The sequence below is a fragment of the Corynebacterium sp. TAE3-ERU16 genome (genome assembly GCF_019209935.1).
GTDB lineage: Bacteria > Actinomycetota > Actinomycetes > Mycobacteriales > Mycobacteriaceae > Corynebacterium > Corynebacterium antarcticum.
Window position 1 is genome coordinate 77,079 of sequence record NZ_JAHUTN010000002.1, and the last position, 16,312, is coordinate 93,390.

Annotated in this window: 15 protein-coding genes; 1 reads left to right on the plus strand and 14 read right to left on the minus strand. The window is 67.6% G+C overall.

Features of this window, described 5'->3' with window-relative positions; genetic code table 11:
• Nucleotides 1–39 precede the first annotated feature (39 nt).
• Together KRX55_RS02545 and KRX55_RS02550 are read right to left on the minus strand one after the other, a co-directional pair.
• Nucleotides 40–546, minus strand: a complete 507-nt coding sequence (locus KRX55_RS02545; protein WP_218406284.1) for a DUF6912 family protein — start codon at nt 544–546, stop codon at nt 40–42.
• Between the two features lie 3 nt (nt 547–549).
• A complete protein-coding gene (locus tag KRX55_RS02550) occupies nt 550–960 on the minus strand; it encodes an HAD family hydrolase (RefSeq protein WP_218406285.1) in 411 nt (136 codons plus the stop codon).
• Between the two features lie 260 nt (nt 961–1,220).
• On the opposite strand from KRX55_RS02550, the gene KRX55_RS02555 reads away from it, so the two are divergent.
• Nucleotides 1,221–1,703, plus strand: coding sequence for an Rv3235 family protein (locus KRX55_RS02555; protein WP_218406286.1), 483 nt, complete (start codon nt 1,221–1,223; stop codon nt 1,701–1,703).
• A 120-nt stretch (nt 1,704–1,823) separates the two neighbouring features.
• On the opposite strand, the gene secA is transcribed toward KRX55_RS02555, so the two are convergent.
• The 12 genes from secA to KRX55_RS02615 form a co-directional block, all read right to left on the minus strand.
• Nucleotides 1,824–4,466: a preprotein translocase subunit SecA gene (gene secA / locus KRX55_RS02560; protein ID WP_218406287.1), complete on the minus strand. Its 2,643-nt coding sequence runs from the start codon at nt 4,464–4,466 to the stop codon at nt 1,824–1,826.
• A gap of 198 nt (nt 4,467–4,664) precedes the next feature.
• A complete protein-coding gene (hpf, locus tag KRX55_RS02565; RefSeq protein WP_218406288.1) occupies nt 4,665–5,336 on the minus strand; it encodes a ribosome hibernation-promoting factor, HPF/YfiA family in 672 nt (223 codons plus the stop codon).
• Nucleotides 5,337–5,468: 132 nt separating this feature from the next.
• Nucleotides 5,469–6,089 carry a ComF family protein gene (locus KRX55_RS02570; RefSeq protein WP_218406289.1) on the minus strand — a complete coding sequence of 207 codons (621 nt, stop codon included), beginning with the start codon at nt 6,087–6,089 and terminating at the stop codon, nt 5,469–5,471.
• 33 nt (nt 6,090–6,122) lie between these two features.
• Nucleotides 6,123–7,898 carry an MtrAB system accessory lipoprotein LpqB gene (lpqB, locus tag KRX55_RS02575; protein WP_218406290.1) on the minus strand — a complete coding sequence of 592 codons (1,776 nt, stop codon included), beginning with the start codon at nt 7,896–7,898 and terminating at the stop codon, nt 6,123–6,125.
• The gene (gene mtrB / locus KRX55_RS02580) at nt 7,898–9,541 is read right to left on the minus strand and encodes an MtrAB system histidine kinase MtrB (RefSeq protein ID WP_304505528.1); all 1,644 of its coding nucleotides are present in this window, start codon (nt 9,539–9,541) and stop codon (nt 7,898–7,900) included. Before mtrB ends, lpqB begins: the two co-directional genes overlap by 1 nt.
• 68 nt (nt 9,542–9,609) lie before the next feature.
• Nucleotides 9,610–10,290 (minus strand): MtrAB system response regulator MtrA, encoded by a 681-nt coding sequence (mtrA, locus tag KRX55_RS02585; protein ID WP_200255961.1) that lies wholly within the window; start codon nt 10,288–10,290, stop codon nt 9,610–9,612.
• 131 nt (nt 10,291–10,421) lie between these two features.
• Nucleotides 10,422–11,066 carry a dTMP kinase gene (locus KRX55_RS02590; protein WP_218406291.1) on the minus strand — a complete coding sequence of 215 codons (645 nt, stop codon included), beginning with the start codon at nt 11,064–11,066 and terminating at the stop codon, nt 10,422–10,424.
• Nucleotides 11,067–11,102: 36 nt separating this feature from the next.
• Nucleotides 11,103–11,465 (minus strand): hypothetical protein, encoded by a 363-nt coding sequence (locus KRX55_RS02595; RefSeq protein ID WP_218406292.1) that lies wholly within the window; start codon nt 11,463–11,465, stop codon nt 11,103–11,105.
• 180 nt (nt 11,466–11,645) lie between these two features.
• Nucleotides 11,646–12,335, minus strand: a complete 690-nt coding sequence (locus KRX55_RS02600) for a hypothetical protein (RefSeq protein WP_218406293.1) — start codon at nt 12,333–12,335, stop codon at nt 11,646–11,648.
• 166 nt (nt 12,336–12,501) lie between these two features.
• Complete coding sequence (manA, locus tag KRX55_RS02605; RefSeq protein WP_218406294.1) at nt 12,502–13,707, minus strand: mannose-6-phosphate isomerase, class I; 1,206 nt, start codon at nt 13,705–13,707, stop codon at nt 12,502–12,504.
• Between the two features lie 18 nt (nt 13,708–13,725).
• Entirely contained in the window at nt 13,726–14,721 is a 996-nt protein-coding gene (locus tag KRX55_RS02610) for a hypothetical protein (protein WP_218406295.1), read from the minus strand.
• 163 nt (nt 14,722–14,884) lie between these two features.
• The gene (locus tag KRX55_RS02615; protein WP_218406296.1) at nt 14,885–16,261 is read right to left on the minus strand and encodes a phosphomannomutase/phosphoglucomutase; all 1,377 of its coding nucleotides are present in this window, start codon (nt 16,259–16,261) and stop codon (nt 14,885–14,887) included.
• Between the last annotated feature and the right edge of the window lie 51 nt (nt 16,262–16,312).

The window sequence follows — 16,312 nt, forward strand, 5'->3', positions numbered from 1 at the left end:
GCTGACTCCGTTCCCCCACGGCCGGTCCGACGGGACCGCTCAGAGAAGCTGCACCAGCGCGTCGAGCTCCTGGACCTCGTACCAGGCCATGAAGTTGTCCAGGGCGTCACCGACGGTCAGCTCGGCGTCCTCGTCACCCAGATCCGCGGCATCCACGACCTCGACGGCGGCCGCCGTGGCTGCCTCGCTGCCGGCGATGTCGACGTGGAAGCACACGATGTCGGCCAGATCGATCCGCGGAGGATCGAGCCGCACCACGGACTCACCCGATTCCGGGGAAACCTCGACGGAACCGTCGTCGATGTCCGCGGAAACCACCACCCGACGGTGCGGGAAACGCTCCGGGCTCCCCGTGGCCAGCAGGCGGAGCGAGGCGCGCGCCGCATCCTGGAACGCGAGATGTGCGATCTCCTCCTCGTCCCCCGACGTGTAGAACTCCAGCAGAGCCGGGGTCACCGCGAAGCCCCATCCCCCCCGCGCGGTGAACGACCTCTCCTCCGCGAGCGCGGACAGCATGTCGAAGGTGGCCGGAATGTAGACCCGCACCGCTCAGAACTCCCCTTCGATGCCGAACAGGCCCGTGATCTCGACGACCGCACGGTCGAACTGCTGGTAGTAGACGCCGACCAGCCCCGCACGCACGGCCGCGTGCACGTTGAGGATGGAATCATCGACCATGACGCAGTCCCGGCGCTTCAGTTCGATCGCGTCGGCGGCGGCCTGGAAGGCCCCCTCCTCGGGTTTCTCGACGCCGACCTCGCCCGAGAGCACGACCGCATCCACGATGCCGCGGTACTCCAGTTCCCGGATGTGCTCCGCTCCGGGGCCGCCGGGATCATTGGACAGCACGGCCGTGGCCACACCGTTCTTCTTGGCGGCGACCAGCAGATTCCGCCACCGGCGCTGGTCCTCCTCGGTTCCGTCCAGGACACCGCAGTAATCGACGATCAGTCCACGCACTTTTGTTCTCTCCGCTCCTCGGACACGTTGTCACGCGCGCGGCCTTCCGGTCGACGCGCACCGACGGGTGCGGCGTCAGTGGACGCCCGCAACCCCGGCACCACCAAGGTAGTCGGTCAGCGGCCCCGCTGTCGCGCCGGGTATCACACGTCCCACGGATCAGGTCCCGCCACCGGCGCCGATCCGGAACCGAATACGGGGCGCCGGGGTCCATAGGGACAGAAAGGCACCCCCAACTCATCCCGAACCAGGAGCACACGATGCTGAGCACACTCCCCGGACACGTCCACATGAAGTCCGTCGATCCCCGCGGGCACCGTACCGCGGGGCCGTCCCCCCGTGACCGACCGCGGGGAACGTTCAGCCCGTCGACCCCTGCGTCCCCGGAATCCCGGAGGGCGAGTCACCACCTGGTCGTCGTCTGTCTCGAGGCCGCGTTCGCCGTGCGGCCGCCCACGCAGCTGCGCATGTCCGAGTACTCGGCGCAGGTGCGGCAACTCGTGCAGATCCGCCACCGGCGGATCCTCCGCGAAAGACCGGCGAGATCGGGACGTGTGACCCTGACCTCCCTGCACATCCGGAGGGAGGACTCCGTCCCCGACGACACGGGGGCAACCGGGAGGAAGATCCTGGAGGTCTGCGGATCCACCCATGCCGCGGGCCGACGCTGGGCGTTCGCGGCCAGGATCGAGCGGGACAGCGGCACCCGCCCCTGGCGGATGACGGTCCTGCGCCTGTTCTGAGCCCCCCCACCCCGGACATCCGGACACGGAAAGGCGGGTGCGCCCACCACCGTCAACGGTTGGCCTGCGCACCCGCATCCGTCACCACGCCCCGCCGGGGTTGCGGTGTGGATCAGTCGATCAGGGTTCCTGCGGGCCGGAGGTCGGCAGGGACTCCGGCGAGGGACGACGGGAGCCGGCGTCCTCGAAATCCCGGCTGTCGAGCTTCCCGTCGTGGTTGAGGTCGGTCGACCCCTCCTCCTCGATCTTGGGCAGGATCTGCTTGCGCAGGATGAACAGCTGTCGGATGGTCTCCTCCTTGATCCCGTCCTTCATGGCGTTGAACATGTCCCCGCCCTCCTTCTGGTACTCGACCAGGGGATCACGCTGCGCCATCGCGCGGAGGCCGATGCCCTCCTTGAGGTAGTCCATCTCGTAGAGGTGCTCGCGCCACTTCTGGTCCACCACGTTCAGGATCACGCTGCGCTCGACAGACCGCATCTGCTCCTCGGAGCCCTGCCGGATGATCGTGTCCTCCATCTCGCTGTACTGGGTGTGCACGTCCTTGAGGACCGCATCCAGGAGCTGCTCGGAGGTCAGTTCGCCGGGCTGGCCGTACTCGGAGCCCTTGACGAGCGTCTCCCAGTCCACCGACGGACCGTAGAGGCTCTCCAGGGCGTTCCAGAGCCGGTCGAGATCCCAGTCCTCGACGTATCCGTTGGCCGTCTCACCGGCAACATAGGCGGCGATGGTGTCGTCGATCATCGACTGCACCTGGGGGCCGACGTCCCGGCCCTCGAGGATCTGGCGGCGCTCACGGTAGATGACTTTGCGCTGCTCGTTCATCACCTCGTCGTACTTGAGGACGTTCTTGCGCATCTCGAAGTTCTGGTTCTCGACCTGGGACTGCGCACCCTTGATCGAGTTCGACACCATCTTCGCGTCGATGGGCATGTCATCCGGCACGTTGAGCCGGTTCATCATGTTCTCCATCGTCGCGCCGACGAAGCGGACCATGAGGTCGTCGCGCATGGACAGGTAGAAGCGGGTCAGGCCCGGATCCCCCTGGCGGCCGGAACGGCCACGGAGCTGGTTGTCGATGCGGCGGGACTCGTGCCGCTCGGTACCGAGGACATAGAGCCCACCGGCCTCGCGGACCTCCTCCGCGAACTGCTCGGACTTCGCCTTCATCCGGGCGATCTCCTCGTCCCACGCCTCCTCGTAGGCCTCCGGATCCTCGACGGGGTCGAGGCCGCGTTCGCGCAGGTTGATGTCGGCCAGGATGTCGGGGTTGCCGCCGAGCACGATGTCGGTACCACGGCCGGCCATGTTGGTGGCGACGGTGACGGCCCCGGGCAGTCCGGCGCGTGCGACGATCTCCGCCTCCTGCTCGTGGTGCTTGGCATTCAGCACGTGGTGCCGGATGCCGCGCTTCTGCAGGAGGCCGGACAGGTACTCGCTGCGCTCGACCGACGTGGTGCCGACGAGGACCGGCTGTCCCTTCTCCACACGCTCCGCGATGTCATCGACGACGGCGGCGAACTTCGCTTCCTGGGTCTTGTAGACGAGGTCGGTCAGATCCTCGCGCTGATTAGGCCGGTTGGTCGGGATCGACACCACGTTGAGCTTGTAGATCTGGTGCAGCTCCGCGGCCTCGGTCTCGGCGGTACCCGTCATACCGGCGAGCTTGTCGTACAGACGGAAGTAGTTCTGCAGGGTGATGGTGGCGAGGGTCTGGTTCTCGCTCTTGATCTCGACACCCTCCTTCGCCTCGATCGCCTGGTGCATGCCCTCGTTGTAGCGGCGACCGGGTAGAACGCGGCCGGTGAACTCGTCCACGATCATCACCTCACCGTTGCGCACGATGTAGTCCTTGTCCCGGGTGAACAACTCCTGAGCCTTGATGGCGTTGTTCAGGTAGCTCACCAGCTGGGAGTGCTCCGGGGCGTAGAGGTTGTCGATGCCGAGCTGATCCTCGACGAACTCGACGCCCTCCTCGCGGACACCGATCGTCTTCTTCCGGTGGTCCACCTCGTAGTGGACGTCGAGGCGCATCTTCGGGACGATCGTGGAGAACGCCGAGTACCACTCGCTGGAACCGTCCGCGGGACCCGAGATGATCAGCGGGGTCCGGGCCTCGTCAATGAGGATCGAGTCGACCTCGTCGACGATGGCGTAGTGGTGCGGTCGCTGCACCAGCGCATCGACGCTCTGGGCCATGTTGTCCCGGAGATAGTCGAAGCCCAGCTCATTGTTGGTGCCGTAGGTGATGTCCGCGTTGTAGGCACGACGCCGCTCGTCGGGACGCATGCTCGACAGGATGACGTCGGTCTCCAGCCCGAGGAAACGGTGCACACGACCCATCCACTCCGAGTCGCGCTTGGCCAGGTAGTCGTTCACCGTGACCACGTGGACACCCTTGCCCTCCAGGGCGTTGAGGTAGGCGGGCAGCACACAGGTCAGCGTCTTGCCTTCACCGGTGCGCATCTCGGCGACATTGCCGAAGTGCAGGGCCGCGCCGCCCATGATCTGCACCGGATAGTGCTTCTGCCCCAGCACCCGCCACGACGCCTCCCGGGCGACGGCGAACGCGTCCAGCAGGATGTCGTCGAGGCTCTCCTTGTCGGCCAGGCGCTCCCGGAACGTGTCCGTCATCGCCTTGAGCTCATCATCACTCATTTCGGCGTACTTCGGCTCGAGGGCGATGACCTCGTCGGAGATCTTCTTCAGGCGCTTCACGGCGCGCCCCTCACCGACTCGGAGGATCCGGGACAGTCCAAACACGGGCAGTCGTCCTTTGTCTTTTGTGGGTTCAAGCGGATGGATTCCCGATCATTCTACGCGCCCACCCGGACATGGGAAGCACCCGCCACCTCACATCCGGTGTGGGTGACGGGTGCTCAGGTTCCGACCCCCGTGGAGCCGGAGCGGTGCCTGCGACTCCCGCGTAAGCGAAAGTGCTGCACACGCACCTCTATCCGATCACTCCTCGGGCTCCGTCAGTGTGATCAGACCGTAGTCGAAGGCGCGGCGACGGTAGACGACCGAGGGCCGGCCGTTCTCCTCGTTGACGAACAGGTAGAAGTCGTGGCCGACCAGCTCCATCTCCGACAGGGCGTCGTCGACGCTCATCGGGACGGCCGGGTGTTCCTTGGTACGGACGATCTGGCCGGGGACGATGTCCTGGACGCTGTCCGCGTAGGGATCGACGTCGAACTCGCCCTTCTTCTCCTTCTGCTGGGCGTTGGCCTCGGCGGTGAGTTCAGCGGCGATCTCCCCCGTCGACAGCGGCGCACGGTGTCCCGAGCGGCTGATCTTGCGGCGTGCCTTCACCTTGCGCAGTGAACGTTCCATCCTGCTGAGGGCGGTTTCCAGGGCAGCGTAGAAGCTGTCCTCCTTCGCCTCGGCGCGGGCGATGTGGCCCTTGCCGGTTGCGGTGATCTGGATCTTGTCGCTCTGATCACTGCGTCGCGGATTCGGCTCGTGCTGGAGCTCGACGTGGAAGAAGGTCAACGTCGGGTCCAGGCGCTCGATCTTGGCGAGCTTCGAGTTCACGCGTTCCGCGAAGTGCTCCGGAACCTCCACGTTACGGCCCGTGATGCTCACCTGAGTCTCAGGGCGCAGGCCGTCTTTGTTGTCAGCAGGCGTGGTCATTGCTCTTACCTCCCGGTATCGGCCACCGCACAGAAGTGGGTGGGATTACCCACGACGTCCACGGTGACGGGAACTACTGCAACCTCAAGTTTACCTGCCGGTCATAACCATCGGGCGGGATACCCCCGATAGCTAAGCGGCGGTAAGCGCGACCACCCCCGTGACCTGTATTCCGGCGACTGACAGACACTCCACTGTGGCAGCTGCGGTTGCCCCCGTCGTCACCACGTCATCGACGACCACCACCCTCTCCGGCCACCCGCCCACCCGGCGGCCCATCCTGACCGCGCCCAGCAGGTTCGTCCGGCGGGAGGCGGCGTCGAGACCCGCCGAATCGCGGACCGAGGGGGCGAGATGGACCAGGGGCACGACGTCGAATCCGCTCGTACGGCAGATCGCGGCGACGGAATCCCCGCCACGTAGCCGGGCCGCCCTGCGGCGGGTAGGCGCAGGTGAGAGGACCGGACGGGGAGTCGCGGGCAGTTCCCCCCGGGCCGTGAGATACCTGATCGCGGCGGCGAGGACCGCCCCGATCTCGGGGATGGCGTCCCTCCTGCCGCGCTCCTTGATCCCGATCACCGTGGACCGGTGCACCCCACCCCACGGCCCCAACGCGAACACCGGTACCCGGGGATCGATCCGGGGGTCGACCCGGAACGGCGGACGCCTCCACTCGCGCCTGCAGGGTTCACACAACGTCACCCCTGCGACACCGCAGCCCGCACAGCGCCTCGGCAACAGAAGCTCGAGCATCCGGACTCCCCGCTCCCCGGCCCGGCCCGCGGCCTAGTCCGCTACCACGGGGACCGCACGGGTCCCCTGGAGCGCCGGGACCTCCCGCCAGAACGCCGCGGAATTCGTCGACGCCGGCAGCTGGAGCATCGCGCGGGCGTCGGTCACGTACAGGGTGTTGGGGGATGAGGCGACGGCGACGATCGGTGCCGTGAGGTTTCCGGTCGGCAACGACGTCACCGCGGACCCGTCCACTTCGACCCGCCAGACCGGAGTATCCGGGGACGACGTCCCCACCAGCAGCGAACCGTCCTGCTGCCAGGAGAGCGCGAGCGCGGTGTCCCCGATCGCCGGTGCGATCTCGACCGGTCGAACGATCTTCCGGTCCCCGGGCGCGGGCCGGGCCACGGTCCCGACCCACACCCGGCCGCTACGGATCATCGCGACCCGCACGCCGTCCGGTGAGAGCCGGAGCACCGAGATCAGCTGTTCATCGCCCCCGTTGTCCGGTTCATCGAGAGCACTGGCGTCGACCTCCACCTGGGACAGCTCCCCCGTCGACGTCGAGCGCGCCACGCGGGCGACGGTCCGGCCGTCGAGGACGGTCCACAGTGCGGTGGCCTCGTATTCGAAGCTGGGGCGGGTCAACGTTCCCGCGGTTAGAACCTCGGCGGTCTGCCCGCCGACCGGTCCGAGCAGGAGCCGCGAGGACGCCCGGTCGCCGGCCGCGGTGACGGATGCCGGCTGACCCGGCGCGCCCGCTCCGCCCTGGTTCTCCACCACGGCGACCACGCCGCCGGACGAGGAGATCTCGGCGGATTCGATGTTCCCCGCCACTCCGAGGGGACCCGCCACGGGCCGGGCGTCGGTGCCGTCCACGAGCATCAGCGATCCCTCGTTCAGCGCGTAGAGCGGACTGATCGCGCCGGCGAACGCATTCGGGTTGAATTCCGCGACGTCCTCCACGGTCAACGCGTCGTGGGCCGGGTCTATCGGGGTCCCGTCGAGTTCGACCCGGTATGGGCCGCGGGTGCCTGAATGCGCGAGGGTCCACACCACCTGCGCCGCGAACCGGTGCCGCTGATCGATGTCGAGGTCACCGAAACCGGTGAAGTGGTAGACCCCGTCCTCGGTACCCGTGAATACGGCGTTCGGTGGTATCTCGTCGACCACTCCCGGAGCGAGATCCGCCTGGGGTCCCTCCATCAGGAGAGAGAGCAGAGCCGTGTCCAGGGAGGGCTGACCGTTGTAGACCCAGCGCCGGTCCCGGACCAGGAACTTCCCGGTCGGGGCGAAGAAGAACAGTTCATGCGGGCTGAACTTGTTCCGGAGCTCCGTGCGCTCGAGAATGATCCCCGAGGGCAACGCCGATATCCGCCATTCACCGTTTACCCGATTCAACTGCATCGTCGCCTCGTATTCCCCGTTCTCCGGGGTGTACACGCCGCCGGCGGCGAGGGTGCCCACGACGGTTCCGCGGACCTTGTACGAGATCGAGTCCTCGGTGGCCCCGGGTTCCGCGTTGAGGTCGATCCGGTCGAGGACCAGGGTGGACGCGGTGTCGTCCCATTTTGCGGCGGTCGAGTCCGTGAGGAACCCCCGTGCCGCCTGATGCTTCTGCGCCGGGTTGCCCGCGGCCGTGAAGAACCCGCGCAACAGCAGATCGGGTTCCTGCCCGGGGACCGGGGCCAGCTCGTCCTCCGTCGGGTGTGTCCGCTCGAAGGGACGGATCGCCTGCGGCGCGGAATCCCCGGGAAGGCTCGTGCATCCCGCGACCAACGCGGTGACCAGTGTCAGGGCGATGAAGGGGCGGCGACGTCGATGCTCCATCAGCTGGGCTCACCTTCCTCCCCGGTGGTGACGGGGGACGGGGATGCTGCGGTGTCCGGGTGTCCGGCGGGCACCGGTGGTTCAGTCCGGTCCGGCTCCGGGTCATCCTGATCGACCGCCAGTGGCAGCGGAGGTTGACCGCTCCACGTCGTCCCCGGGGTGGCGGGGAGCATGAGCCGGAAACAGGAACCGACGCCGACCTCGCCGGTGGCCTCCAGGGAACCCCCGTGCAGTACCGCGTCCTCGTGGGAGATCGCCAGTCCGAGTCCGGTACCCCCGGAATGCCGGACCCGGGAGGGATCGGCCCGCCAGAACCGGTTGAACACCAGTTCCTCCTGGCCCGGTTTCAGGCCGATGCCGTGATCGGTGACGGTGACGGCGACGACGTTGTCGCCTGTCGCGACGCGGACCATCACCGGTTCCCCCTCCGAGTGGTCGACGGCGTTCGCAAGGAGGTTCCGGAGGATCCTCTCTATCCGGCGGGAATCGCCCACGACGGTCACCGGGGTGGCTGGCTGGTCGAAGTCGACCTCGACCCCGAGCTCCTCCGCGAGGTGTTTCACCTGCTGCCACGCCGCCGCGACGCAGGTTCGCAGATCTATCCTCTCCTCGGACAGGTCCGCGACGCCGGCGTCGTGCCGGGAGATCTCCAGCAGGTCCGCGAGCAGGGACTCGAATCTGTCGAGTTCCCGGACCATCAGTTCCGCGGCACGCCGGGTGTACGGGTCAAGCTCGTCCGCGCGGTCCGCGATCATGTCGGCGGCCATCCGGACGGTGGTCAACGGGGTGCGCAGTTCGTGGGACACGTCCGAGGTGAATTGGCGCTGCAGATTGCCGTACTCCTCGAGCTGGCGGATCTGTTTCGACAGCGATTCCGCCATGGCGTTGAAGCTCATGGCCAACCGCGCCATCTCGTCTTCGCCGTCGACCCGCATCCGCTCCCGCAGGTGGCCCGCCGCGAAGCGCTGGGCGATCCTCGAGGCGGACCGGACGGGTGCGGTGACCTGCTGGGTCAGCAACCAGGCGATTCCGACGAGGAGGACGATGAGGACCACACCGCCGAACGACAGCAGGCCGCGCATCAGAGCGAGTGTCGCCTCCTCATTCTCCAGCGGAAGGACGAGGTACAGCTGGAGCCCGGGGATGTCGGATTCCGTCGGTGTCCCGATGATCAGTGCCTTGTAGATCGATCCGTCGACGCGGTCGATGGTGGAGTACTGGTAGGAGATCTGCCCCTGGGAGACGAAACTCCGGAGCCGGTCCGGGATCCGGTAAGCCTCCGGGGACGTGGCGACGACATTCCCGCCGTCGGCGACCACCAGGACGGGCTCGAACACCGCGACCGACTCGGCGGTTCCGCCGGTGCCCCTGTTGGTCAGGGCCGCTCGGGCGGAATTGATGCGCACCTGGGTTGAGTTGGAGGTGTCCGTCGCGGCGACCTGCTGTTCGACGATGGCCCGGGCGCGGTCGATCTCAGAGGTGGCGATCGACAGTTTCGCGTCGATCAGCCGCTGGGCGACGATACTCACCATGGCGAGTCCGAGGATCAGGACCACCGCCGCTGACGCGGCGAGAATCGATCCGATGACCCGAACCTGGAGTGACGTACGCCATGACTCCGTCAGGCGTTGCCGTACGCCCATCAGTTGACTGTTTAAAACTGTCCCGCTCCCTCATCCCGCTGATCCGGTGGCCCCGAGGACCGGTGTCGTCATTCCCCGGCGCCGGTCTTGTACCCGACGCCCCGGACGGTCAGGACGATCTGGGGATTCTCCGGGTCCTTCTCTATCTTGGCCCGCAGCCGCTGCACGTGGACATTCACGAGCCGGGTGTCCGAGGCGTGCCGGTAACCCCAGACCTTCTCGAGAAGCTCCTCGCGGGTGAACACCTGCCGTGGGCGACGCGCCATCTGGAGGAGGAGGTCGAACTCGAGGGGGGTGAGCTGGATCTCCTCGTCTCCCCGCTTGACCATGTGCCCCGGAACGTCGATGGTGAGGTCGCCGACCTCGAGCACCTCGCTCGGCTCGTCATCGGTTCTGCGCAGGCGGGCGCGGATCCGGGCGACCAGTTCCTTCGGTTTGAACGGCTTGTTGACGTAGTCGTCCGCCCCGGATTCGAGGCCCAGTACGACGTCCACGGTGTCGGTCTTGGCCGTCAGCATGACGATCGGCACCGTGGATTTCTGCCGGATGACGCGGCAGATGTCGATCCCGTTCATGCCGGGGAGCATGAGGTCGAGCAGGATCAGGTCCGGCTGCTCGCGCTCGGCCACCGCCACCGCCTGCGCGCCGTCCATCACGGCGACGGTGTCGAATCCCTCGGCCTGAAGAACGATGGTGAGCATCTCGGAGATGGCGGGGTCATCATCGACCACCAGAATCTTGGCGTTCATCTGTCCTACTTCGCGTGTTGTCCGGGATTGTCCGGTGGCGTACCCGGTGTCCGGGTCAGCTGCCGCCGATACGGGCGCCGCACGGCTCCTTCCCCCGATACTACCCAGGGTTGGCGGTCAGGTCCGGTATCTCAGACCTGCCGGGCGTGGCCCTGGATCCGCACCGCCCTGAGCCGGGACTCGACCTCCGCAGCGGCCTCACCGGCGTCTCCCGGTTCCACGGAAAGCCACGGGCCCTGCCACGACTGTTCCGCGAGCCGACGGTAGACGGCCGATGTCCGCTCCTGGAGGCCACGGTCGCGCTCGTAGTGGTCCCGGGTCCGGGAACGGTCGGCCATCTCCCTGGATTCAGCTCTCGACGCAGCGAGTTCCACTGGCGTGTCCAGGAGTACCTGGAGATCCGGCACGGGCAGGCCCAGTTCCCCGAACTCCAGATCAGCGACCCAGTCGCACAACGCGGGGTCCTGGGCCCGTGCCGTGGAGTACGCGGCGTTGCTCGCCACGTAGCGGTCGAGGATGATGACGTCGGTGCTGTCCCGGAACCGGTCGAGGACGTCCCGCGCCCCGTACCTGTCGAGGGCGAACAGGGTGGCCATTCCGTGGACGCTGTCCGTGAGATCACCCATGTCCCCGTGCAGTGCCCTCGCGGCCAACCGGGCGGGCAGGGACGTGTCGTAGCGGGGGAAGCACAGCACGTCCGCTCCGGTCCGGTTCCTCAGTTCGGTGACGAGAGTGTTCTTCCCGGCTCCGTCGATGCCTTCGATGCTGACGATCATGGGTCCATTCCTGGGATGGGGTCGGGTGAACGGCGCTCAGGCGACGACGCCGAGGGCCTCGATGTAGGGCTCCGTGTCATACTCCTCATCGACCTCCTCCAAAACCGATGTCGCGTCATCGTACAGCGATTCATCGCCGCTGCCGATGAGCTCGCGGATGAAGGGGTACTCCTCGACGACGTCTCCGGCGGAATACGGGGCCCCGGCCCAGATCGCGGCGATCGTCGCCGCACACCGCCCGTTCGCCCGGTCATCGTCGGTCACGTGCGGATCCCCCAGCAGCAGCTTGCACGCGTCCGCGACGGCCTCGACGATCTCTTCGTCATCGAGGGCGGCCAGCTCATCCAGGAAATCCGTGTTGACCGGATCGTTGAGGATCTTGTTATCCCATGCGCCCATGTGGACTTCTCCTGCTCTCTCGAGGGTAACAACGTCCCTGACCGGGCTTCCCCGATCCGGGCACCGTGCTAGTGTCTACTGTCACAGAGCCGCCACCTGCGGTTTCCGCCCCGATCCAACCGGCGGCTGATCACGGGTGGACCGGTAGCGGATCATGCAGTACCGAAGAACCAGCGAGTATCACGAGGCACCACAGGCCCCTGCCGAGGTGCCCTGAGGAGAGAAGATGAAGCGAGAAACGGGCGGGATCATCGTTTTCATCGTCACCGGGTGTCTCCTCGCCATCGCGATAGGCGTCGGTGTCTGGCGGTCAACGGCTCCGGCCCCCACCTTAGCCATATCGGCAGGGGAGTCGGCAACACCGGCCCCGACGGGCACGACCAGATCCGCGTCACCGACCGCTCCCTCCGCCGCGACGCAACCACTGTCCACGACCTCCACCGCCACGGATCCCCGGGAGGGTCCCGTCGAGGCACGTCCGCCGCTCACGGGGCGGGCCACGGTCGACAGGTCGGATCCGCTGCTCCCGCCGAACGCGCACATCCCCGCCCCGGGACCCCGGGGCACCAGATCCGTCAGCCCGACCACGTCGTTCCGGCCCCCGGCCGAGCCGGGACCGGCCACGGTGGAACCGGTCCCCGACCGTGACGAACCGGCCCCGGGACCGTCGACGGGTACGACACCCGATCCTGCGACACCGGAAACCGGTACGCCGTCGCCGTCACCGACACCGACCACCGAGGTCACGGCGCCCTCCACGACGCCGGAGGCTCCACCCACCGCGACGTCCATCCCCACGACCGAGCCGGAACCCACCGGCACCACGGGGCCGGACCCGGAGGATCCGGAGGAGCTTCCGCCCCCGGCCATCGAGCCTCCTGAACCACCGTTGGTCCCGACCGACGCCGCACCCGACGGGGACGCTCCGGCATCTCCCGCAGCAGATGTCCCGGGCAACCGGTCCGGTGGCACGGATGAGCCGGCGGACGGGACACCCGCAAGACCCATCCCGACGGATGGCCCGGCGTAGTCGGCTCTAGGCCTTCGCCACGAACAACTCCGCCCCGTCGGGTGCTGAAACGGTGACGGCGCTGTCAGAGGACGGTATCCAGAGCGCGGAACCCGGCTTCAGCACGAGGGGTTCATCCTCGACCCCGTGCCCCGCCGTGACCTGGCCCGCGGTGCACAATGCGATGACGGGGCCGTCGTGTTCCACGACCGTGGATGAGCCCGGCCCCAGGTTGTACCGGGTGAGATCGAACTCCGAGGTCGGGACCGGGTAGTGCGTGGCCTCACCGGCCACCTCGCCGCGGACGACGGGATCCTCGAGCGCCCGGAAGGTGAGCACCCGGACGAGTTCCGGGACGTCGACGTGCTTGGAGGTGAGCCCACCACGCAGGACGTTGTCCGAATTGGCCATGATCTCCACGCCCATGCCGGAGACGTATGCGTGCAGCTGACCGGCGTCGAGGAACACGGCCTCGCCCGGACCCAGGTTTATCTTGTTCAGCAGCAGAGCGCCGAGCACTCCGACGTCACCGGGGTAACGCTCGTCCAGTGCCAGGATGTTCCGGAGGACGTCCAGGATCCAGGGTTCGGCGTCGTTCCGCCGGATGGTCCGCCGGATGCACTCCGTGACCTTCTCTATCAGGGAGACCCGGGTGGCGGGCGGGATGGTGATCCACGTGGTGAACAGCGCACGGAGATTCGTCTCCTCGTGTTCCGGGTCGCTGTCCAGCATCGTCAGATAGCGCGCCAGCTCGGGGCACGCGATCGCGTCGAACAACCGGAGGGTCTCGGCGAGCGGCCGGAATCCGGCCAACGCCTCGAACTCGGTGAGGGCGACGATCAGCTCGGGTTTGTGGTTGTCGTCGCGGTAGTTGCGGTTGTTCGCGTTCCGGGGGATCCCGGCGGCGTCCTCTCTCGCGCACCCTTCGCGTGCCTGCTCGAGGGACGGGTGCGCCTGGAGGGACAACGGCTCAGCCGCGGCGAGGACCTTCAGCAGGAAGGGCAGCCGACCGTCGTACTGCGAACAGACCCGGCCGCCGAGGGCGGCCTCCGGATCGGACGCGATGATGTCGATCAACGGGGTGTCCCCGACCGTCGATGAGCCTCCCGGATGGGATCCGAACCACAGTTCCGCCTCAGGCCGGGGGGACGGTGTCGGCAGACCCCGGAGTTCCGCGATAGCTGTCCGTGAGCCCCACGGATACGTTCGGACCGTACCTGTCAGCAGATGCATGGTTCTGAAGTCACGTCCTCATTCGGTGGCGCGGTAGATGGAAGCGGCCCAGCCGCGGGTGGTCAGGCGCAGCGCGCCGGCGAGTTTGCCCGGTGCCGGTTCTCCACAGCCCTGGGCGGTAGCATCGGGCAGTTGGGTGTCATCAACGGCCCAGACGACGATCCTCAAGGATAGCATCGCAGGTTGGTCATCAAGATAGGGGTCGTGGAAAACGTCCGCGGTCCGTGGACGGAGAGCGGGCAGCGCGACCGCGAGTTCGGGCTGCGGGATGACGGCCCCCGGCAGACCCGCGGAGTCCCAGATCGCGGAGACCACATCTGCGACCGCTGCACCGACAGGCTCCTCGGCCGAGTGGATGATGGTGCGCCCCGCGACACCGTCGCGGAGTCTGCGGGCCGGATTCACCACCTCATCGCGCTCGGGCCTCAACGCCACCAGCTCGGCGTCGATCTCGTCGGCGACCCGCTTGAGGGACTCGATGACGAGCGTGCGGTCCTGTTCCAGCAGGTCCAGAACCGCGTCGACGGTGGCGGTGACCCGTGCGGGCGAGTTCGCCCGCACGGTGGGAGGCTCGGGAACCACGGCCACCCGGGCCGGAGCATCAGCGATGAGCGGACCTCGTGACGGGGCGATGAGTACGGTGGGACACCCACGCCCCACCGCAGCGGACAGTGCCCGCGCCCGCTCGGGATCATCGCCGTGTCCCGACGCGACGATGACGACGTCCAGGGGGCCTGCGTAGGAGGGGAGCACCCCGGTCACGACCATCGGCTGCCGTAGGGGCGAACGGAGCGCGACCGCGAGCTGTGCCGCCCGCTTCGAGAGCAGATCCCCGGCCACGATGATCACGCTCCTGGGGCGGGTACCGACGATGTCGTCGAGTGCGCCGTCCGCGATGAATCCGGCGACGCACCGCACCTGGGCTCCCTCGTGGGCGACATCGAAGAACCTGACTGCGTCGCTGTCGTAGCGTGATCCGTCCGACCAGTCGTATTCGTACGTGGCATTCTCCATGACCGGGATCCTCTCTGCGCACTAGTCGCCGACACCGGGAGGGGCACGGGAGGACGCAGGAGCCGTCCGTCCCCGTGCAGCAGCGCACCACCCGGTGTGGTTCGAACTCCCAGGGTAGCGTGGAACCGCCTCCGGACGCCGGTACCCGGAGGCCCGGTGACGGCTACGCCCGGATGATCCCCAGGATTTCGGTCACGAGTGCATCGACCTCCCCGTCGCTGGGCGCCTCGACATTCAGGCGCAGCAGCGGCTCGGTGTTCGACGCCCGCAGGTTGAACCACGCGGGCGTGCCCGCGAGCCGCACGGTGACCCCGTCGAGGCGGTCGACGGATTCGGTACGGTCGGCGAACGCCTCGAGGACGGCCTCGGTCCGCTCGGTCTGCGCGGTCGAGTTCTCGAGGCGTGAGTTGATCTCCCCGGAGGCCGCGTAGCGGTCGTACCGGGCCATCATCTCGCTCATCGGGGAGTCCTGGTGGCCGAGCGCCGCGAGAACGTGCATCGCCGCGAGCAGACCGGAGTCGGCGTTGAAGAACTCGGTGAAGTAGTAGTGCGCGGAGTGCTCACCGCCGAAAACGGCCTTCTCCTCCGCCATGGTGGCCTTGATGAAGGAGTGTCCGACCCGGGTGCGGACGGCGCGTCCGCCGTTCTCCGCGATGATCTCCGGGACCGCCCTGGAGGTGATCAGATTGTGGATGATCGCCGCCCCCGGACGATCCGCCAGGTAGCGTTCCGCGATGATCGCGCACACCGCGGAGGGGCTGACGGGGTTCCCCTTCTCGTCGATGACGAAGCAGCGGTCCGCATCGCCGTCGAGCGCGAGTCCGATGTCCGCCCCGGTGTCGAGGACGAACTGCTGGAGATCCCGGAGATTCGCCGGCTCCAGGGGGTTGGCCTCATGGTTGGGGAAGGTACCGTCGAGCTCGAAGAACAGCGGACGGATGTCGACGGGCAGCCCCTCGAACACCGCCGGCACGGTGAGTCCCCCCATGCCGTTGCCCGCGTCGACCGCGACGGTGAGCGGACGGATGTCGGTGAGATCCACCAGCGACCGGAGAAAGGCCCCGTAGTCGGCGAGGGCGTCGCTCTCCGTGACCTTCCCCGTGGCCCCGTCGAACTCCGGAACTCCGGCGACGAGATCGTCGGCGATGGTCGCCAGTCCCGATGCCTGACCGACGGGACGTGCCCCCGCGCGACAGAGCTTGATGCCGTTGTACTTCGCCGGATTGTGGCTCGCGGTGAACATCGCACCGGGGCAGCTCCTCGAGCCGGAGACGTAGTAGAGCTCGTCGGTGGACGTCAGCCCGAGCATCTCGACATCGAGTCCCTGCTCCGCGACGCCGGCGGCGAAGGCGGACGCGAGTTCGGGCGAGGAGTCGCGCATGTCGTGTCCGACCGCGATGGACGTGGCTCCCTCCGCCCGCATGAGCCGGGCGAAGGCGGCCCCGGTGTCGTGGACGAAGTCGGCGTCGATACCGTCCCCGACCACACCACGAATGTCGTAGGCCTTGATGACGGCGTCAACGGAATCACGGGTACGCATGTACTGGTTCTCCTTCGAGAGTGGGCGCAGAAGCTGCGGGACACCGGGGTG